The sequence below is a fragment of the Sulfuriferula sp. AH1 genome, assembly GCF_002162035.1.
In the GTDB taxonomy this organism is placed as follows: domain Bacteria; phylum Pseudomonadota; class Gammaproteobacteria; order Burkholderiales; family Sulfuriferulaceae; genus Sulfuriferula.
In genome coordinates, this window is record NZ_CP021138.1 from 2,367,982 (window position 1) to 2,387,257 (window position 19,276).

General features: G+C 57.2%; 19 protein-coding genes. 11 read left to right on the forward strand and 8 right to left on the reverse strand.

The annotated features are described in order from the left end of the window. Positions 1-10 precede the first annotated feature (10 nt). Together CAP31_RS11940 and CAP31_RS11945 are read right to left on the reverse strand one after the other, a co-directional pair. A complete protein-coding gene (locus tag CAP31_RS11940; RefSeq protein ID WP_087447737.1) occupies positions 11-355 on the reverse strand; it encodes a hydrogenase maturation nickel metallochaperone HypA in 345 nt (114 codons plus the stop codon). Beyond that, positions 348-590 carry a HypC/HybG/HupF family hydrogenase formation chaperone gene (locus CAP31_RS11945; RefSeq protein WP_087447738.1) on the reverse strand — a complete coding sequence of 81 codons (243 nt, stop codon included), beginning with the start codon at positions 588-590 and terminating at the stop codon, positions 348-350. Before CAP31_RS11945 ends, CAP31_RS11940 begins: the two co-directional genes overlap by 8 nt. 151 nt (positions 591-741) lie before the next feature. On the opposite strand from CAP31_RS11945, the gene CAP31_RS11950 reads away from it, so the two are divergent. The 8 genes from CAP31_RS11950 to CAP31_RS11985 all read left to right on the forward strand — a co-directional run bounded on the left by CAP31_RS11950 (position 742) and on the right by CAP31_RS11985 (position 10,712). Then, entirely contained in the window at positions 742-1,209 is a 468-nt protein-coding gene (locus tag CAP31_RS11950; protein WP_087447739.1) for a HyaD/HybD family hydrogenase maturation endopeptidase, read from the forward strand. Then, positions 1,206-1,631 carry a hydrogenase expression/formation C-terminal domain-containing protein gene (locus CAP31_RS11955; RefSeq protein WP_087447740.1) on the forward strand — a complete coding sequence of 142 codons (426 nt, stop codon included), beginning with the start codon at positions 1,206-1,208 and terminating at the stop codon, positions 1,629-1,631. The genes CAP31_RS11950 and CAP31_RS11955 overlap by 4 nt, the downstream gene beginning before the upstream one ends. A gap of 18 nt (positions 1,632-1,649) precedes the next feature. Further along, positions 1,650-2,708 (forward strand): hydrogenase small subunit, encoded by a 1,059-nt coding sequence (locus CAP31_RS11960; RefSeq protein WP_087447741.1) that lies wholly within the window; start codon positions 1,650-1,652, stop codon positions 2,706-2,708. A 270-nt stretch (positions 2,709-2,978) separates the two neighbouring features. Next, a complete protein-coding gene (locus CAP31_RS11965; RefSeq protein WP_087447742.1) occupies positions 2,979-3,632 on the forward strand; it encodes a nitrate reductase in 654 nt (217 codons plus the stop codon). Further along, the gene (locus CAP31_RS11970) at positions 3,629-4,990 is read left to right on the forward strand and encodes a (Fe-S)-binding protein (protein ID WP_087447743.1); all 1,362 of its coding nucleotides are present in this window, start codon (positions 3,629-3,631) and stop codon (positions 4,988-4,990) included. Before CAP31_RS11965 ends, CAP31_RS11970 begins: the two co-directional genes overlap by 4 nt. Then, on the forward strand, positions 4,987-6,747 hold the full coding sequence (locus tag CAP31_RS11975; protein WP_087447744.1) for a nickel-dependent hydrogenase large subunit: 1,761 nt from the start codon (positions 4,987-4,989) through the stop codon (positions 6,745-6,747). The genes CAP31_RS11970 and CAP31_RS11975 overlap by 4 nt, the downstream gene beginning before the upstream one ends. A 10-nt stretch (positions 6,748-6,757) precedes the next feature. Continuing rightward, complete coding sequence (locus CAP31_RS11980; RefSeq protein ID WP_087447745.1) at positions 6,758-7,339, forward strand: HupE/UreJ family protein; 582 nt, start codon at positions 6,758-6,760, stop codon at positions 7,337-7,339. A 121-nt stretch (positions 7,340-7,460) separates the two neighbouring features. Further along, positions 7,461-10,712: an EAL domain-containing protein gene (locus CAP31_RS11985; protein WP_189836618.1), complete on the forward strand. Its 3,252-nt coding sequence runs from the start codon at positions 7,461-7,463 to the stop codon at positions 10,710-10,712. Positions 10,713-10,725: 13 nt separating this feature from the next. On the opposite strand, the gene CAP31_RS15180 is transcribed toward CAP31_RS11985, so the two are convergent. From CAP31_RS15180 to CAP31_RS15185, 4 genes are read right to left on the reverse strand one after another with little or no spacing between them, the layout of a single operon-like run. Continuing rightward, a complete protein-coding gene (locus CAP31_RS15180; RefSeq protein WP_255377108.1) occupies positions 10,726-11,076 on the reverse strand; it encodes a cation transporting ATPase C-terminal domain-containing protein in 351 nt (116 codons plus the stop codon). Continuing rightward, positions 11,070-12,344: an HAD-IC family P-type ATPase gene (locus tag CAP31_RS15085; RefSeq protein ID WP_255377109.1), complete on the reverse strand. Its 1,275-nt coding sequence runs from the start codon at positions 12,342-12,344 to the stop codon at positions 11,070-11,072. Before CAP31_RS15085 ends, CAP31_RS15180 begins: the two co-directional genes overlap by 7 nt. Then, complete coding sequence (locus tag CAP31_RS15090; RefSeq protein WP_223247276.1) at positions 12,314-13,261, reverse strand: HAD-IC family P-type ATPase; 948 nt, start codon at positions 13,259-13,261, stop codon at positions 12,314-12,316. The genes CAP31_RS15085 and CAP31_RS15090 overlap by 31 nt, the downstream gene beginning before the upstream one ends. Continuing rightward, entirely contained in the window at positions 13,245-13,379 is a 135-nt protein-coding gene (locus CAP31_RS15185) for a hypothetical protein (RefSeq protein WP_255377110.1), read from the reverse strand. Before CAP31_RS15185 ends, CAP31_RS15090 begins: the two co-directional genes overlap by 17 nt. 220 nt (positions 13,380-13,599) lie before the next feature. Here CAP31_RS15185 and CAP31_RS12000 point away from each other — a divergent pair, with 220 nt between their 5' ends. Together CAP31_RS12000 and CAP31_RS12005 are read left to right on the forward strand one after the other, a co-directional pair. Next, positions 13,600-14,007, forward strand: a complete 408-nt coding sequence (locus CAP31_RS12000; RefSeq protein ID WP_087447748.1) for a truncated hemoglobin — start codon at positions 13,600-13,602, stop codon at positions 14,005-14,007. Between the two features lie 64 nt (positions 14,008-14,071). Then, positions 14,072-14,446, forward strand: coding sequence for a hypothetical protein (locus CAP31_RS12005; RefSeq protein ID WP_223247277.1), 375 nt, complete (start codon positions 14,072-14,074; stop codon positions 14,444-14,446). 84 nt (positions 14,447-14,530) lie between these two features. Here the strand turns inward: CAP31_RS12005 and ssb are convergent, their stop codons facing one another. Both ssb and CAP31_RS12015 read right to left on the reverse strand, forming a co-directional pair. Further along, complete coding sequence (gene ssb, locus CAP31_RS12010; RefSeq protein ID WP_087447749.1) at positions 14,531-15,004, reverse strand: single-stranded DNA-binding protein; 474 nt, start codon at positions 15,002-15,004, stop codon at positions 14,531-14,533. After that, positions 14,988-16,364, reverse strand: coding sequence for an MFS transporter (locus CAP31_RS12015; protein ID WP_087447750.1), 1,377 nt, complete (start codon positions 16,362-16,364; stop codon positions 14,988-14,990). Before CAP31_RS12015 ends, ssb begins: the two co-directional genes overlap by 17 nt. A 95-nt stretch (positions 16,365-16,459) precedes the next feature. On the opposite strand from CAP31_RS12015, the gene uvrA reads away from it, so the two are divergent. Next, entirely contained in the window at positions 16,460-19,267 is a 2,808-nt protein-coding gene (gene uvrA / locus CAP31_RS12020) for an excinuclease ABC subunit UvrA (protein ID WP_087447751.1), read from the forward strand. Positions 19,268-19,276: the final 9 nt, after the last annotated feature.

Below are 19,276 nucleotides of genomic sequence, written 5' to 3' on the forward strand. Positions count from 1 at the left end.
ACGAGATTGGTTATGTGATCAATTCCAGATTGACCAGCAGCATTTCGTCGCCGCTGACCAGTTGGGTATGGTAATCCCCGCATACCCCGCACAGCAAGCGGTTGGGCGTCGCCTCACTATCGGCGCCGCACGTCTTGCAGCGCACCCGCACCGGCTGCGGCGTAATCACCAGCTGCGCTGCCGCAGCCAGCGTTCCCGCCGCTGCCAGCGGGAAAGCGCTCTGCAATAACGCCGGTTCCACGCCCGAGAGCGGGCCGATATGCAGGCGGATTACCGCAACGCCGAGCGCCGCGTGCTGCTGGGCTATGTCGATCGACTGAGCCACCAGCGCCTGACATACTGCCAGTTCATGCACGGTGGATAACCGGCTCGAGCGCCAGCATTTCGTCGTAAAGTTCCCATGCGCTCTGCGCCTCTGCAGCACTCATGGTCTGAATGGCGTATCCCACATGCACCATCACGTAATCGCCTACAGCAGGCATTTCATCCTGCAACAGGAACAGGCTGACCTCGCGCGCCACCCCCTTGGCAGCGGCTTGCGCAACAAAACCATCGATCGCGGTTATTTGCATGGGTATGGCTAGACACATGATGCACCTCGCTTAGTTCAGCATAGTATAAACCCGGATTGGAATTCCGCCACTACAACCAGGCGGGCCAAAATACCCTACCAATTCAGTTGGTTGTTATTTGAATTTGGCGTGCTAGTATTAAAACAGTCTCGTACCTGATATAACTTCAATGACTACTCTGGTGCTCGGTATAGGCAACACCCTGCTCTGCGACGAAGGCGTGGGCGTCCACACGATACGCGCACTCGCACAGAATCATCCCGACCTGGCCGACGTCGAATTCATGGATGGCGGCACCCTCAGCTTTTCCCTTGCCGGCGATGTCGAAGACGCCACCCAGCTCATTGTCATCGACGCTGCCGAGCTCGACAGCGCTCCCGGTACGGTACGCGCTTTTGTCGGCGCAGACATGGACAGTTTCCTTGGCGTCAACCGCAAGCGCAGCGTGCATGAAGTCGGCCTGCTCGATCTGATGGCGGTCGCGCATCTTGCCGGACACCTGCCGGAACGGCGTGCGCTGATCGGCATTCAGCCTGACATCGTGGATTGGGGCGATGCACCCACCGCAGCCGTCGCGCAGGCCATTCCGCAAGCCTGTAACCTTACCCTCGACCTGATTGCAGCGTGGCGCACATGAGCGGCCTGAACGATATCGGCGTCAAAGTGGTCAACCCGCTGCCTGCCGGGGAGGATGGCCTGTCCGGCAATGCCGACGCCATCCTGCATGAAATCGTCGCGCTGCTGGAAACCTACACGACCTCCGGCGAGATGGGCGCAATCGACCTGCATAGCCTGCCGCTGACCCCGACCGATTATGAATTGCTGCGCAGCACGCTGGCCGAAGGCGAAGTGCATGCGCAGATCAATGTGATCGGCAATACCGAGGTACGTGAAACGCTTTATCCCGGCGTATGGTGGCTGACTTATTACAATGCGGAAGGCGATATCGTTGCCGACCTCCTGGAAATCACTGCAGTTCCCGAAATACTGAAAGCGCCGGAAGAAGACATACGCGACGGGCTAGTCCGTCTGCGCGATCTGTTAACGCAAGCTGAATAGCATTCAAGGGGAGTAGCAATGGACGAATTCGACACTCTGGGCGCAGGTCTGGCGCGTTCCGGCATCAGCCGTCGTTCCTTTCTCAAATTCTGCACGGCCATGGCCTCGCTGATGGCGCTGCCCCCCAGCGCCGCTTATGCGATGGCCGATGCGCTTAAACGTGCGCAGCGCCAGTCGGTGATCTGGCTGTCGTTTCAGGAATGTACCGGCTGCGTCGAATCGCTGACCCGCTCCTTCGATCCGACGCTGGAACAGATGATATTCGAGATGATCTCGCTGGATTATCAGCACACCCTGCAAGCCGCCTCGGGCACAGCGGCAGAATCGGCGCGCGAACAGACGATGAAGTCATCCTGGGGCAAATACGTGCTCATCGTCGATGGCTCCATTCCGACCAGGGACGGCGGCGTGTATTCCACGGTGGCGGGCATTTCCAACCACGACATGCTGGTCGAAACGGCCAAAGGCGCAGCGGCCATCGTCGCTGTGGGTACCTGTTCTGCATACGGCGGCATTCCCCATGCCAACCCCAATCCCACCGGCGCAGTGTCGGTATCAGACATCATCAAGGACAAGCCAATCATGAATGTGCCGGGCTGTCCGCCCATCCCGTCAGTTATTGCCGGCGTGCTGGCGTATTTCGTCACCTACGGCAAACTGCCAGAACTGGATCATCTCAACCGACCCAAAGTGTTCTTTGCCGACACCATCCACGACCGCTGCTACCGGCGGCCATTCTACGATCAGGGCAAGTTCGCCAAGACCTTTGACGACGAAGGCGCGCGCAATGGCTGGTGCCTGTATGAACTCGGCTGCAAGGGCCCGACCACTTACAATGCCTGCGCCACGATAAAGTGGAACGGCGGCGTCAGCTTCCCGATCGAGTCCGGCCATGGCTGCCTGGGCTGCTCCGAACCAAATTTCTGGGACAAAGGCAGCTTCTACAAGCCTTTACCGATGCCGCTGGCAACCAATAACCGGGTCATCGCTGCCGCCGCAATCGGCGGTATCGCAGCAGGCGCGGCAGCCGCCGTGATATCGCGCAAACACCAGGCCGACATCAGCAAGGAGAATTAGAGCCGCTTTCAATAGGCTTCATACCTCGCGCCTGTACTCTGTGGAGTGCAGTACAAGGCGCGAGTTGCGCAGTTTGGCATTCCAAACAAGCGACGAGTAACGCAGTAATGCGCTCCACAGAGTACAGGCCCTCCGGGTTGAGTCAGACAAGCGCGTCTGCAGCGTTGTCCGGCTTGTGAATGGAACTGCCATTCACTGCGCCGCACGCCTTGCATCCATCGCTAGCCTGACTCAACGCGAGGTATGAAACCTATTGAAAGAGGCTCTTACATGGACTTGCTGCAATTTGCCCGTGGCCCGGCACTGACCTGGGCCTTTGCGATTTTTGCTTTTGGCATGGCCTGGCGCCTGCTCGGCATCCTGTTGCTCAAACGCCGCCCTGATTACTCGGAACCGCGTCATGCCAGCAGCTGGCCGGGTGCTGTCAAACTGATCATCACCCGTTCCTGGCCGCGCCGCGAGTTCAGGCAACGTACCATTTTCGGTCAGGCCGTGGGCTATATTTTCCATATCGGGCTGGCAATCGTGGTGTTCGGTTTCGCGCCCCACATCCTGTTTTTCAAGGGACTCACCGGGCTGGATTGGCCCGGCCTGCCCAATGCCGTCGTTTACCTGAGCGGCGCTATCACCATCGCCGCGCTCATCGTCGTGCTCGGGCGGCGCCTCAGTCATCCGGTGCTGCGGCTACTGTCCAATTTCGACGACTATTTCAGCTGGCTGGTCACCTTCACCCCGGTCGCTACCGGCATGCTGGCGGTGGCCCATCTGGGGGCACGCTACGAGACGCTGCTGGCTATCCATATCCTGTCGGTCGCTGTGTTACTGATCTGGTTTCCTTTCGGCAAGCTCATGCATGCAGCGCTGGTCTTCGTGTCGCGCGGCAGCACCGGCGCCTTATTTGAACGCAAGGGAGCATCGATATGAGCACCGCGGATATTGACAGCACATACCCACTCGAACTCGATCAGCCGCGTTTTTCGGTGAAAAACCCCGAGCTGCGTTACGACAAGCAGGGCGACATGCCGGACGCACAGCGAGTGGAAACGGCGATGCGTCATTTCGTCAAGGATTTCGGTGCTGTCGCAGCCACCTATATGGAATCCTGCATCCATTGCGGCATGTGTGCCGAAGCCTGTCACTTTTACGTGGCCACCGAAGACCCGAAATACACGCCGATCTGGAAACTGGAACCATTCAAGCAAGCCTACAAGCGCGAAGCCGGGCCGTTCGCCGCGATCTACCGCGCGCTCAACCTGAAGAAAAAAGTCACCGTGGAACAGCTGGAAGAATGGCAGGAGCTGCTCTACGACAGTTGCACCCTATGCGGACGCTGCACCCTGATCTGCCCGATGGGTATCGACATTGCATCGCTGGTCGGGCTGGCGCGTCACGGCATGAACCAGGCCGGACTGGTGCCGCATGAACTGTGGGCGGTAGCGGAGCGTGCCAAACGCGAAGGCAGCCCGCTCGGCGCGACGCCCAAGGTGTTCAAGGAACGCTGCGAATGGCTGGCCGATGATAATGAGGTCGAAATCTTCGTCGACAAGCCGCAGGCCGATGTCATCGCCGCGATGTCATCCATCGAAATCATGAAATACCCGGAATCCATCGTCGCCACGGCGAAAATACTCAACCACCTCGGGCTCAACTGGACATTCCGCACCGATGGCTATGAAGCCACCAACTTCGGCATGCTCTCCGGCAACAGTGCCTGGCAAAAAGACATGAGCATGAAGCTCATCGACGCCACCATCGCCGCCGGTGCGAAACTGCTGATACTGCCCGAATGCGGCCACGCCTACGGTGCGATGCGCTGGCAGGGCGCAAATATTTACGGCAAACCGTTACCATTCCGGGTGCTGCACATATCCGAATTTCTGGCCGAGAATACCAAAAACGGCGCGCTCAAAATCAAGCCGCTGGGCAAGACGCTGACCTTTCACGACCCATGCCAGGTATCGCGGCGCGGCGGTGCCATCGAGGCGCCGCGCGAGGTCATCGACGGCCTCGGTGCTGAGCTCATCGAAATGCACGACACCAAGGGCCTGAACTGGTGCTGCGGCGGCGGTGGCGGCGTGGTCACCATCCACCGCGCCGACCCTATCCGTTATCAGGCATTCCAGATCAAAATGAAACAGGTGGATGACACCGGTGCGGAGATGCTGGTGTCCAGCTGCTCCAACTGCCGGCAGACATTTGATGATGGCCAGGATCACTTTCACTGGGACAAAACCATGCTCAGCCTGCTGGAGCTGGTCGCTGACAATCTGGAGGATAAATGAACGCACCTGTCAACCGGGTCATCATCGACCCGATTACCCGTATCGAAGGCCATCTGCGTATCGAGGCGGAAACCGATGCCGATGGCATGATTACCCGTGCTTCCAGTGCCGGCACCATGGTGCGCGGTATCGAGATCATCCTGCGCGGCCGCGACCCGCGCGATGCCTGGGCTTTCGCCCAGCGCATCTGCGGCGTGTGCACGCTGGTGCACGGCATCGCCTCGGTGCGTGCGGTGGAAGATGCGCTGAAATACGAGATCCCGGCCAACGCGCAGCTGATCCGCAACCTGATGATCGCGGCGCAGTTCGTCCATGACCATGTCATGCACTTCTATCACCTGCACGCGCTGGACTGGGTGGATGTCGTCTCCGCGCTCAAGGCCGATCCCAAAGCCACTTCCGAACTGGCGCAGAGCATTTCCGGTTATGCCAAATCGTCACCCGGCTATTTTTCCGACGTGCAGAAAAAGCTCAAGGGCTTCGTCGAAGGCGGCCAGCTGGGCATCTTCGCCAACGGCTACTGGGGCCACCCTGCTTACAAATTGCCGCCCGAAGCCAATCTGATGGCCGTCGCCCACTATCTGGAAGCGCTGTCCTGGCAACGCAATGTGGCGCAGTTGCACACTATCTTCGGCGGCAAGAATCCGCATCCCAACTTTGTCGTCGGCGGCGTGCCCTGTGCGATCAGCATCCATCCCGGCCATGAAGACCAGGGCGCCAGCTCGGGCGCTACCTCGCTGAACATCGTCGGCCTGCAGAAAGTGCAGGACATCATCCACCAGATGCGCGATTTCGTCGATCAGGTGTATGTGCCGGACACCCTGGCCATCGCCGGTTTCTACAAGGACTGGTTCAAGCAGGGTGAAGGTGTCGGCAACTTCATGACCTACGGCGACTTCCCGGAAAAAGGCATGTCCGACCCCGGCAGCTTCCTGATCCCGTCCGGCGTCATCCTCAACCGCGATCTCTCCACCATCCACGCTGTCGACCTCAATGCCGACGACCAGATCCAGGAATACGTCGCGCACTCCTGGTACGACTACAAGGACGGCAAAAACAAGGGGCTGCATCCTTACGTCGGCGAAACCGAGCTGAACTACACGGGGCCCAAACCGCCTTATGCCCAGCTGGACGTGGACCAGTCCTACTCATGGCTCAAATCGCCACGCTGGAAAGGCCATGCGGTAGAAGTCGGGCCGCTGGCACGGGTGCTGATGTTATATGCAAAAGGCCACGAACAGACCAAGGAACTGGTGGGCATGACGCTGAAAAAACTCGACCTGCCGGTTACCGCGCTTTACTCGACATTAGGTCGCACCGCAGCGCGCACCCTGGAAACCAAGATCATTGTCGATGCGATGCAGACCTGGTACGACAACCTGATCGCCAACATCAAGGCCGGCGACGTCAGAACCTTTAATGAGAAGATGTGGGAGCCATCGCAATGGCCTTCTACCGCCAAGGGCGTGGGCTACATGGAAGCGCCACGCGGCGCGCTGGCGCACTGGATCGTGATCAAGGACGGCAAGATCGACAACTATCAGGCTGTCGTCCCCAGCACCTGGAATGCCGGCCCGCGCGACTCGGCAGGTCAGGAAGGCCCCTACGAAGCCGCGCTTAAAGGCCATCAGCTGCATGACCCCAAGCAACCCATAGAGATACTGCGCACCATCCACAGTTTCGATCCATGCATCGCCTGCGCGGTACACGTCACCGACCCGGCAGGCGAAGAACTCATCAAGGTTAAAGTCCGATAGGAGTATCACCATGCATAACCGTAATTCAGCAGTACTGGCCATTAGTCTTGCGCTGATTTCAGCGCCCGCCTCCGCGCATCTGCTCGGCATGCATGGCGCCGGATTTGAAGCCGGGGTAGCCCATCCGTTCACCGGCCTCGATCACCTGCTGGCCATGCTCGCCGTCGGCATGTGGGCCACGCAGCTGGGCGGACGGGCATTATGGGCGATACCGCTGGTATTTGTCGGCATGATGTCACTGGGCGGCATGCTGGCTCTGGCAGGAATGCAACTGCCCATGGTCGAAACCGGCATCGCGACATCCTTGCTGGCACTGGGTTTGCTCGTGGCATTTTCCGCGCGCCTGCCAATTGCAGCGGGGACAACACTGGCAGGCCTTTTCGCGCTGTTTCATGGGTATGCGCACGGCTCCGAAATACCACTGGCCGCTTCACCGGCAGGTTACGCACTGGGATTCATGGCGGCCACCGCCGCTCTGCATGGTACCGGCATCGCGCTGGGCAAGTACATGAAACATGGCGCACTGCCGTGGCTGCAGTTATCCGGTACCACGGTAGCGGCAACCGGCGTCTGGTTCATGCTCGGCAACTGAACGACGATACCGGTTAGCACCTGAGGGAAACCCTGCGCAGTACCGCAGGATAAGGGAGTTTGTCACCAAAAACGACGTGGGACGACGACACAGCCATAACGCATAATGCTATAGTCTCGCCATGATTTCATCATTCCGCACATCACCTTTTTCCCGTTATATATGGTTAACGCTAGGCATGTACCTGCTGCTTGCCGTCACTTTCACAATCTATGTAAAGGCTGAAAAACGGATTGACCGTGCTAATGAATTGCGCCTGCAATCCTACCTGCTGGCCGACGAACTGCGCCAGTCTTCCGACGACCTCACACGCATGGCGCGTGCCTATGCGGTCACCGGCGAACCGGTTTACAAGCAGCGCTATCAGGAAATTCTCGATATTCGTAACGGCAAATTGGCAAGGCCGGTCGCATACGAGAACATCTACCGGGATCTGGTGCCGCTCGACAATCAGCGACCGCGCCCCGGCAGCCACCGGAAAATCGCCTTGCTGGATTTAATGCGGCAGGCGGGTTTTACCGATGCAGAATTTGACAGGCTGGCGCAAGCCAAGACGAATTCCAATGCGCTGACTCGTACCGAATTCGCCGCAATGAAGCTGGTAGATACGGATAAGCAGCCTGTCGGAACCATTCATATAGACGCGCTGAAATTACTGCAGAGTACACAATATTATCAAGCCAAGGCAGGCATCATGGGTCCCATCAATGAATTTCAGCAAATGATGGAACAACGCACACTGGCAACCGTACAAAACACCAGAAACACGGCCACCCTGTTACGCGTGATATTCATTCTGTTAGGCATCGTCTTGCTGTACATGCTATGGCGCACTTATCGAGCCTTGCATCAAATACTGGGTAGCCCGGTTGATACGCTCTATGCGCATATCAACCGCCTAGGAAACGGCGATTTTTCTACTCACATCCCCATCGCGCCAGGCATGAAAAACAGCATACTGGGCTGGCTGGCAGCAACGCAACTCAAATTGAACAGGTTAAATCATGAGCGCAATACAGCCGAAGCAAAAATACTGCGCCTGAGCAAACTCTATGCCGCCCTGAGCCAATGCAACCAGACCATCATCCGCAGCACCAGCGAGGCTGAACTATTTCCGCAAATCTGCCGTGTCGCAGTGCAATTCGGCGGCATGAAAATGGCCTGGATAGGGCTGGTGAATGATGCAAGCAAACAGGTTGAAGTGGCTGCCAGCCACGGCGAAGGCATCAATTATCTGGAAAATGTCAACATTACGATAGCCCATGACAACCCCAATGGACGCGGCCCGACAGGCACCGCAATACGCGACGACAAGCCATTCTGGTGTCAGGACTTTCAGCATGACCCGCACACTGCACCCTGGCATGAACTGGGCACGCATTACGGCTGGGGGGCTTCGGCAGCCTTGCCTCTGCACCGCAACGGCAAAGCAATCGGCGCTCTAACCATGTATAGCGATAAAACCGGCGCCTTTGATGCGGCAGCGCAAAGCCTGCTCATCGAAATGGTCATGGATGTTGATTATGCGCTTGCCGGATTTGTTAGCCTGGCTGAACAACATCATGCACAACACATGGAAATCCAACGCAATTTCATGCTGGAACATATCACCAGCGATGCACCGCTCAAGCTCATCCTGGAAAAAATCGCCCTGAGACTGGAAAACCTGAAACCCGATACCCTGTGCAGCATCCTGCTGCTAGATGAAGACAAACAGCATCTGCACATTGGCGCCGCCCCCAGCCTGCCCGATTTCTATAATGCAGCGATCGAAGGCACACAGATCGGGCCTGGTATAGGCTCCTGCGGCAATGCCGCCTACACCGGCAAACGCACCATCATCGAAGATATTGCGCACCATCCTTACTGGGAACAGTATAAGTCCATCGCAGAGCGAGCCGATCTGCATGCGTGCTGGTCGGAACCCATTATCTCTGCGGATAATAAGGTGCTGGGCACTTTTGCGATCTATCATCACACCACCGCCCTGCCCAGTCAGCATGATATCCAGCTGATCGAAATGGCCGCGCACTTCATCGCCATCGCAATCGAACGCAAGCAGGCCGAAGCGCATATTCACCAGCTCGCGCATTTCGACCCGCTTACCAACCTGCCGAACCGCCTGTTGCTTGATAAGCGTGCCCACGAGGCAATCAGCGCCGCACAACGAACCGGTACGTCGCTGGCAGTATTGTTCCTCGACCTCGATCACTTCAAGAATATCAACGATAACCTGGGGCACCGCATCGGCGATGAGTTGCTGATCGCACTAACCCGCCGCCTGCAATCAGTGATGCGCGACGAAGACACCGTTTCCCGTTTGGGGGGTGACGAATTCATTTTCGTCCTGCCCGACACCGGTGTCGGTGAAGCTGCCAATGTAGCGGAAAAGCTGCTCCCGCTGGTTGCTCAGCCCTACCATCTTGGCAGCCACGAGTTGACCATTACCTCATCCATCGGCATCGCCATGTACCCGGAAGACGGCGCAGATTTCGATACGCTGATCAAAGCAGCCGATGTCGCGATGTATCGCGCCAAACAGGCCGGTCGCAACGGCCATTGCTACTTTACCAACGAAATGCAGGTACGCTCGGCCCGCGCCCTGACGCTGGAAAATGCGCTGCGCCGGGCGCTCGAGCGCAATCAGCTGAAAGTTTATTACCAGCCGCAAATATCCATGCAGGATAATCGGATTATTGGTGCGGAAGCGCTGGTGCGCTGGCATCATCCGGAACTGGGCGTGATTTCACCCGCCGAATTCATCCCTATCGCAGAAGACAGCGGCCAGATCTATCAAATCGGAGAGTGGGTATTGCGCACCGCCACACACCAGCTAAAAGCATGGATGAATGCAGGCATCGCGCCGATGATGGTTGCGGTGAATCTTTCCGCGATCCAGTTCCGTCACTCACGCTTGCCTGAGCTGGTCACGGCCATACTCAAAGAGGCGGCGCTGCCGCCGCAGTATCTGGAACTGGAGCTGACGGAAGGAGTTGCCATGGACGATCCGCTGGCAGCCATTGCGGTGATGGACAACCTGGACAGCCGCGGAATACGCATGTCGATCGACGATTTCGGCACTGGCTATTCCTCGCTCAACTATCTCAAGAAATTCAAGGTCTACAAACTCAAGATCGATCAGTCCTTTGTACGCGACATCGGCAGCGACCCGGAAGACAAGGCTATCGTCGTCGCCATCATCAGCATGGCCCAGAGCCTGGGCTTCCAGACCATCGCGGAAGGTGTGGAAACCGCAGGACAATTGGCCTTCCTGCGCGAACAGGGCTGCGATGAAGTGCAAGGCTATTATTTCAGCCAGGCCTTGCCTGCCGACCAGTTCGAACTGTTTATCCGAGATTGGCAATCCGCCTGAAATCCGCAAACAACTACGGCATTCCCCTGGATCCCCGCCATTTCACGCTTTCAAACACAATGAACGAGGCGGCCCCGATGCCGAATGCGGTCAGCCAATATCCCCAGGCGAGCGGCGCAAAAGCAAATACCTGTGCAACAGCCGGTACCCAGGTGACAACAACCAGTGCAAGCAGCGTACCGGCCAGCACCCAGCAGGTGGCCCGATTGCCGCCGCGTAACGCCCGCCACGGCCCGGGCAGCAGCGAACGGCTACTCAATATCAGGACGGCATTGGCGGTTATCAGTGCGACGAAAGTCATGGTGCGCGCCTGTGCCGTATCGATTCCGGCAGCAAGGGCTGCCCAGTAAAGCGATATCACCACAAGCGTGCTGCCCCCCCCAGCAGCATGCTCAGCACTATCTGACGCCCGGTCAGCAAGCGCTCTGTCGGCTTGCGCGGCGGACGGCGCATCACTTCATCGTCAGTCGCTTCCTCTTCGAACACGATCGAACAGGCAGGGTCGATCACCAGCTCGAGGAAGGCGATATGTATCGGCGCCAGCACCAGTGGCCAGCCGAACAGCAACGGTAAAATGGACAGGCCGATAATCGGTACATGCACAGCCAGGGTGTAAATCATGGCCTGACGCAAGTTGGCATAAATCCGCCGGCCCAGCGTGACAGCCTTGACGATGGCGCCGAAATCGTCATCCAGCAGCACCAGCGCGGCTGCTTCGCGCGCCACGTCAGTGCCGCGCTTGCCCATCGCAATGCCGATATGGGCTGATTTGAGTGCCGGTGCATCATTCACCCCATCGCCGGTCATCGCCACGATCTCGCCCTGCGCTTTCAAAGCCTCGACGACAGCCAGCTTTTGTTGCGGCGTCACCCGCGCGAATACGCAAGTGTCAGCCATCTGCGCAACCAGACTGGCGGATGTGCGCTGTTGCAGCTCCACACCCGTCAATATGCGCGTATTGTCGATACCTGCGCTGCCCGCAATCGCCAGCGCAGTACGCGGATGATCGCCTGTTATCATCACCACGCGGATGCCCGCCCGCCGGCATTCCTCGACGGCTGCAGGCACTTCCACCCGCAATGGGTCTGCCAGCCCGACCAGTCCGAGCAACTCGAAATCGAAATCATGCTGGATCGCAGGCCATTCGTCCCCTGCATGCACGGCCTTGGCGATTCCCAATACCCTGAGACCGCGATCGGCCATGGCTGCTGCCTGTTGCAGGACCTGCGCACGCGCAGCCTCTGCAAGATGGCACAGATCGGCTATCGCCTCCGGCGCACCTTTGGTTGCCACGGCGTGATGGGCGTGCGCGGGAATGCGCCACAAATGCGACATCGCCAGCATCTTCGGCGTCAGCTCGTATTCGTGTGCCAGCTCCCAATCGGCATGCAGATGTTCGGTATTCGCCAGATAGGCCCGTGCCAAACGGTGGAATGCCTGTTCCATGGGATCGTGCGGCTCAATCTCGCTGGCGAGCACCGCGTATTCGAGCAATTCATGAAACTGCCCGGGCAGCTCGGCGGTGCTGTCCTGCTCGAACCGGGCAACGTCCAGCCATGACTCCCCTACCGCCAGCGCCGCTACTGCCATGCAATTCCGGGTCAGCGTGCCGGTCTTGTCGACGCACAGCACAGTGGTTTTCCCCAGCGTTTCAATGGCGCTGAGGCGCTGGGGCGCTGGGTCAATACCCGCTGTCGCGCTATCCGGCGTGCGCCGAGCGCCAGAAATATGATCAGGATCACCGGGAATTCCTGCGGCAATATACCCATCGCCAGCGTAATGCCGGCGAGCAGGCCATCCAGCCAGCCCCCGCGAAATAATACGAAGAGCGCGGTGACTAGCGCGCACAAACCGATGCCGATGATTGCCAGGCGCTTGGTCAGCGCGCCGATTTCGCGCTGCAATGGCGAAGATTCGGTGGTGATGGTTTGCAGGGATTTGCCGATTTGACCCAACTCTGTCGCCGTGCCGATAGCGGTGACGCGCGCCAGCCCCTGACCGCTGGTCAGCAGCGTACCGGCATAGACGCGATTGGCCGGGCCGGGCTTTGCCGTTGCCACAGTCTTGACCACGGCCACCGACTCCCCGGTCAGCAGCGATTCGTCGACTGCCAGCTCATGCGCAGTAAGGATCAGTGCGTCCGCAGGCACTCTGTCCCCTTCACTCAGCACCAGCACATCGTCGCGCACGACTTCCCGTCCGGCGATACGCATCGGCTTGCCTTCCCGAATCACCAGCGCCCGCGGACTGGCCAGATCACGCAAAGCAGCCAGCGCCTGTTCGGTGCGGCGCTGCTGCAACACGGTAACACTCATGATGACGAACACGAAACCAAGCAGTATCAGCGCTTCATGCACATCGCCCAGCAGCGCATAAATCGATCCCGCCCCCAGCAGCAGAAGAAACATGGGCTCGCGAACGACTTCCAGCACAGTCCTGCGCAAACCATGTTCCTGATCGACCGCCAGTTCATTGCAGCCCTCGGCCAATTGCCTGGATTCCACCTCGGCGACTGTCAGACCGTAAGGAAATTCATTGTTGTCCATCATCGCCCATATCCGCAAAGAGATAACGCATCGCTGCATCAAATCCGGGGTGTATTGCAAATCGCAATTCATCAACTTGATGGCAGGCCTTATTTATTATGGCACCTGTTTTATTCGCCATCACTGGAAAATCCATATTTCATGCCAATATATCACTCGCACTTTGCCGGATGTACATTTGCTGGCTTAGCGCCAATCGAATGAATTTCGTTTGACATCCTTAAAGATGTATATACAATACATTTTATTGGGTTTGCTTCAACCGACACGGCAGACCATCCTGACGGTTTCCTTCGCGTCTGAACGAGGGGGACTATTGATTTGCATGAGGAATAGCGGACATGACTGATAGCATTCTTGGCAAAAACCGGCAGCGTGACTTATATGCTGCCATCGGCAGCGTAAAAATCGCTGCCATAGTGGATGACTTCTACGGGCGCGTGCAGCAACACCCCACCTTGTCCAGGCCATTCAGTATCGTTCAGGACTGGGATGAACATAAACGACACCTCGCCCATTTCTGGTGGATTAGCCTGGGCGGCCCTACCTACCGGCCGGATAAATACCGGGTTGCCGATAAGCACGTCCCGTTGGGCATCACCGCGGAACTGGTCGACGATTGGCTCACGCTGTTCAAAGCCACTTTACAGGATCATTTACCAAGCGAGTTAGCGGAACCGTGGCTGGCCAGGGCAAGCTCAATGGGTGAATCAATCCGCCTGATGGCGGATTTCTATCAGGATCAGTAACCGCGCAGAACAAGCCGGATGATCGCCCTATTGCATTTTTAATCCAGGCAAGGAGGATAAGTACGTGGATGAAAAATTGATTATTTCAGGCAAGGATTCATGCCGTGCAGCACAAATGTTTAATTTCGGCAGCATCATCGCTGTGCTGATCGCACCTTTGCTGATGATCTGGATCGCTGCATCGATCTTCGTTTACGCGTCGATAGCGCACCACCCGAACGCAAAAGTGGCCAAATACAATCAATGGGCCGGTTACCGATTTTACGGTGCAGCCGGGTCAATGATGGTATTCGGTACGCCGATCTATCATATCTTCAATGACTGGCACGGGCTGCTCGCCATATGGACGATCATGTTTGTCATTGTTGTCCCCGCCGGCATTCGGTCGATCATCAAAGCATATAAAGAGCAATGGTCTGCGATGCAGGTCGCCGCGTAAACAACGCCGACACCAAGGCGAAGAAAAGCCCCTGCAAACAGGGGCTTAAAATTAAAACTTTACAGAACTAGTCGCAGATACCCTTTAGAACGGGATATCATCGTCCAGGTCATCGAAACTGTTGCCGCCGGATTTAGGCTGGCTGGCATTCTGTGCCGGTGCACCTGGCTTGCTGGGGCGGCTCTCATACTGGCTGCCGCTGTCCATGCTGGCGGAAGAAGCCCCGCCGCGTCCGCCGAGCATCTGCATCTTGTCGGCGACGATTTCGGTAGTGTACTGATCCTGACCTTCCTTGTTGGTCCATTTGCGTGTTTTCAGGCTGCCTTCGAAATATACCTGCGAACCTTTTTTCAGGTATTCACCGGCGATTTCAGCCAGCTTGCCGAATATGACTACTCGATGCCATTCGGTGCGCTCCTGCTTTTCGCCATTTTTATCTTTCCAGTTATCGGTAGTCGCCAATGTCAGGTTCACCATGGCATCGCCGCTCGGCATGTAGCGTATTTCAGGATCCTTGCCGAGATTACCTATCAAAATCACTTTATTTACTGATGCCATGTTTACTCTCCTCTATCAATTTTGTCGCAGCAGCTTCATCCCAGCCTTGCTGGGCAACTTTCAGTATGGCGATACCCTCGTCCGCAACAACGGCGGACTCATATACGCCTTCAACATCACGCAACCGCGTGTTTAACAGCAGCGCCTGGTCAGCCGCAATTGCCCCCAGATGGAACATGCGGGTTTTGACTGCAGGCGGCGGACGCATGCCTGAAGCGGCAAGCAGCCAGATAGTCATCAGGCTGGCGCTGAACATGAATACCGCAGGAAACCCGTAGTTCTGCGACAGCCAGCCGCCTAGCGCACCGCCGAAGAACAGGCCGATGGATTGGGAGGTATTGTACACACCCATCGCGGTACCTTTGGCGCCGACCGGCGCGATCTTGGAGATGAGCGATGGCAGCGTCGCTTCCAGAATGTTAAAGGCGATAAAATATGCGGTCAGCGCGGCCACGATGCCCCAGAAATGATGCATGCTTGCCGCCATGCCCAATTGCGCCATCAGCATCAATCCTACCGCAGCGACGAACACCTGCTTCAGTTTGGCGCGCTTTTCGCCATAAATAATCGCCGGCACCATCACTATGAAAGCGATCGTCACCACCGGCAGGTACACTTCCCAATGGTGGTTGATATCGAGATTGCCGGTGCTGCGCAAGGCGAACGGAATGACTACGAACATCGCCATTTGTGCTGCATGCAGCGAGAAAATGCCGAAATTCAGGCGCAACAACTGGCTATTGCGCAATACATCACCAAGTTTGGCGGGGCTGGCTTCGGCATCGCTGTGAAAATGGCTGGCCAGCGGATTGGGGATATACCATTTCACTACCGCGATGGCGGTAAGCGACAGGACGCCGGTCATCGCAAAGATACCGTGCATGCCGATGTATTGGTACAGCGCAGGTCCGATTACCAGCGAAGCCGCAAAGGTCACGCCTATCGTGCCGCCTATCATCGCCATGGCGTGAGTGCGGTGCTCTTCACGGGTGGAATCGGCCAGCAACGCGGTCACCGCAGCGGAAATCGCGCCGGCACCCTGAATTACCCGGCCAAGAATGATAGTCTCGATGGTGGTCGCGCTGGCCGCAACGAAGCTGCCGATAGCAAATAGCAGCAGGCCGAAATAGATGACCCGCTTGCGCCCGAACTTATCGGATGCCATGCCGAAAGGCAATTGCAGCATGGCCTGGGTCAAACCATACGCGCCCAGAGCCAATCCGACCATAGTATGGTTGCTGCCGCCTGGAAGATGTTCTGCATAGAGTGCAAACACCGGCAAAATCAAGAACATGCCTAGCATTCGCAAACCGAAAATACTCGCCAGACCCACGCTGGCGCGCATTTCTGTCGCGGTCATTTTATCTGCATACGCTTCAGTTGTACTCATTTGCTTGGGAACATTCGCAAAAAACGGTATATTAACAGGTTAGCCCATTTTAGAGTATTCTCGGTATGGACATTATCCGCATTCGCGGCGCACGCACGCACAATCTCAAGGACATCAATCTCGATTTACCGCGCAACCAGCTTGTCGTGATTACCGGCTTGTCCGGCTCGGGTAAATCCTCGCTGGCATTCGATACGCTTTACGCCGAAGGCCAGCGGCGCTATGTCGAATCGCTATCGGCGTATGCGCGGCAGTTTTTGCAGCTGATGGAAAAACCCGATGTCGATCTGATCGAAGGGCTATCGCCCGCCATCTCGATCGAGCAGAAAGCCACCAGCCATAATCCGCGTTCTACCGTTGGCACCGTCACCGAGATACACGACTATTTGCGCCTGCTGTTTGCGCGGGTAGGCACGCCGCACTGTCCCGATCATCACATCAAGCTGACGGCACAAACCGTATCGCAGATGGTCGATCATGTGTTGGCATTACCGGAAGATACCAGGTTGATGATACTCGCGCCTATCATCGTCGGGCGCAAGGGCGAACACACGGACTTATTCGGGGAGCTGAGAGCACAGGGCTTTGTCCGCGTACGCATCGATGGCAACGTGCATGAAATGGATGTATTGCCGAAGCTGGACAAGAACAAGAAACATACCATCGAGGTGGTGGTCGACCGGCTCAAGGTGCGTGCCGATATCAAACAGCGTCTCGCCGAATCGTTTGAAACCGCATTACGCCATGCCGACGGGCGCGCATTGGCGGTAGAGATGGATAGCGGTCACGAGACGCTGTTCTCGGCCCGCTTCTCCTGCCCGGTGTGCGATTACTCACTTGCCGAACTCGAGCCGCGTTTATTTTCGTTCAACAATCCGATGGGTGCCTGTCCAAAATGCGACGGCCTGGGGGTTATCCAATATTTCGACCCGAAACGGGTGGTGGCTTTTCCGCATTTGTCGCTGGCAGCTGGCGCCATCAAGGGCTGGGATCGGCGCAACCCGTTTTATTTCCAGCTCCTGCAAAGCCTCGCCCTGCATTACGGTTTCGATCTGGACACGCCGTTCGAAAACCTGCCGGAGACCGTGCGCGGAGTGATACTCAACGGCAGCGGCAAGGAACAGATCGCGTTTCATTATCCCGGTGAACGCCGCCCACGCATGCACGCTTTTGAAGGCATCCTGACGACGCTCGCGCGGCGCTACAAGGAAACCGATTCCAGCACCGTACGCGAAGAGCTGGCAAAACACCTCAACAGCCAGCCCTGCCCCAGCTGTGAAGGAACCCGATTACGCCGCGAAGCGCGGCATGTGTTTGTCGCCGGAAAGACCATCTACGCATTATCTGCATTGCCATTGAAGCAATCGCTCACTTTTTTTGAATCACTGGAACTGTCTGGCAACAAGCAGGCGATTGCGGATCGCATCGTCAAGGAAATCGCAGCGCGCCTGCAATTCCTCAACAATGTCGGCCTGGAATATCTGTCATTGGACCGCTCTGCGGAAACCTTATCGGGCGGCGAAGCGCAACGCATCCGTCTGGCCTCGCAAATCGGTTCCGGCCTGACCGGCGTGATGTACGTGCTCGACGAACCCTCGATCGGCCTGCATCAACGCGATAACGACAGGCTGCTGGCAACCTTGCGCCGACTGCGCGACCTCGGTAATACGGTAATCGTTGTCGAGCATGACGAGGATGCAATCCGCACTGCCGATTATGTCGTGGATATGGGGCCTGGTGCGGGAGTGCATGGCGGCCATGTCGTCGCCATGGGCACGCCAGCCGACATCCTCGCGAATGCCGATTCGCTCACTGGTCAATATTTGTCCGGGCGGCGCAAAATAGCTATCCCAGCCAAACGTCGCCAGCCTGACCCAACGCGTGAGCTAGTGCTCACTGGCGCATCCGGCAACAATCTCAAAAATGTTACCTTGACGCTGCCGGCGGGGCTGCTGGTGTGTGTCACCGGCGTATCGGGCTCGGGAAAATCGACGTTGATCAACGACACGCTGTATGCAGCCATGGCACGGCATTTATATGGTTCTGCAGCCGAGCCCGCACCTTACACATCCATAACAGGCCTGGCCCTGTTCGACAAGGTCATTAATGTCGACCAGAGTCCGATCGGACGCACCCCGCGTTCCAATCCGGCGACCTACACAGGGTTATTTACCCCGATACGCGAATTATTTGCCGGCGTCCCCGCCGCCCGCGAACGCGGCTATAGCCCAGGACGTTTCTCGTTCAATGTCAAAGGCGGCCGTTGCGAAGCCTGTCAGGGTGACGGCGTCATCAAGGTGGAAATGCATTTTCTGCCGGACATTTACGTACCGTGTGATGTCTGCCACGGCAAGCGCTATAACCGGGAAACGCTGGAAATCCAGTACAAAGGCAAAACCATCGACGAAGTATTGGCGATGACGGTAGAAGATGCCCATGCATTCTTTAATGCGGTCCCTGTCGTCGCGCGCAAACTGCAAACCCTGCTTGACGTCGGCCTAGGTTACATTCAGCTGGGGCAGGCCGCTACCACGTTATCCGGCGGCGAAGCCCAACGGGTGAAACTGTCGTTGGAATTATCCAAACGCGATACCGGTCGCACCTTGTACATCCTTGACGAACCTACCACCGGTTTGCATTTCCATGATATCGACATGCTGCTCAAGGTCATCCACCGTCTTGCCGATCAGGGCAATACCATCGTTGTCATCGAACACAATCTGGATGTCATCAAGACCGCAGACTGGGTGATCGATATCGGTCCCGAAGGTGGCGACGGCGGCGGTGGAATTGTCGCCTGCGGCACACCGGAACAGGTGGCTGCGAATCCGGCCAGCCATACCGCTACCTATCTGAAGCCTTTACTTGCCTAAACCACACAC

Bases quoted from the DNA above. Each gene is read 5' to 3' on its own strand.
- CAP31_RS11945 (WP_087447738.1), bottom strand. From the start codon at position 590: ATGTGTCTAGCCATACCCATGCAAATAACCGCGATCGATGGTTTTGTT.
- CAP31_RS11950 (WP_087447739.1), top strand. From the start codon at position 742: ATGACTACTCTGGTGCTCGGTATAGGCAACACCCTGCTCTGCGACGAA.
- CAP31_RS11955 (WP_087447740.1), top strand. From the start codon at position 1,206: ATGAGCGGCCTGAACGATATCGGCGTCAAAGTGGTCAACCCGCTGCCT.
- CAP31_RS11960 (WP_087447741.1), top strand. From the start codon at position 1,650: ATGGACGAATTCGACACTCTGGGCGCAGGTCTGGCGCGTTCCGGCATC.
- CAP31_RS11965 (WP_087447742.1), top strand. From the start codon at position 2,979: ATGGACTTGCTGCAATTTGCCCGTGGCCCGGCACTGACCTGGGCCTTT.
- CAP31_RS11970 (WP_087447743.1), top strand. From the start codon at position 3,629: ATGAGCACCGCGGATATTGACAGCACATACCCACTCGAACTCGATCAG.
- CAP31_RS11975 (WP_087447744.1), top strand. From the start codon at position 4,987: ATGAACGCACCTGTCAACCGGGTCATCATCGACCCGATTACCCGTATC.
- CAP31_RS11980 (WP_087447745.1), top strand. From the start codon at position 6,758: ATGCATAACCGTAATTCAGCAGTACTGGCCATTAGTCTTGCGCTGATT.
- CAP31_RS11985 (WP_189836618.1), top strand. From the start codon at position 7,461: ATGATTTCATCATTCCGCACATCACCTTTTTCCCGTTATATATGGTTA.
- CAP31_RS15090 (WP_223247276.1), bottom strand. From the start codon at position 13,261: ATGATGGACAACAATGAATTTCCTTACGGTCTGACAGTCGCCGAGGTG.
- CAP31_RS15185 (WP_255377110.1), bottom strand. From the start codon at position 13,379: ATGGCGAATAAAACAGGTGCCATAATAAATAAGGCCTGCCATCAAGTT.
- CAP31_RS12000 (WP_087447748.1), top strand. From the start codon at position 13,600: ATGACTGATAGCATTCTTGGCAAAAACCGGCAGCGTGACTTATATGCT.
- ssb (WP_087447749.1), bottom strand. From the start codon at position 15,004: ATGGCATCAGTAAATAAAGTGATTTTGATAGGTAATCTCGGCAAGGAT.
- CAP31_RS12015 (WP_087447750.1), bottom strand. From the start codon at position 16,364: ATGACCGCGACAGAAATGCGCGCCAGCGTGGGTCTGGCGAGTATTTTC.
- uvrA (WP_087447751.1), top strand. From the start codon at position 16,460: ATGGACATTATCCGCATTCGCGGCGCACGCACGCACAATCTCAAGGAC.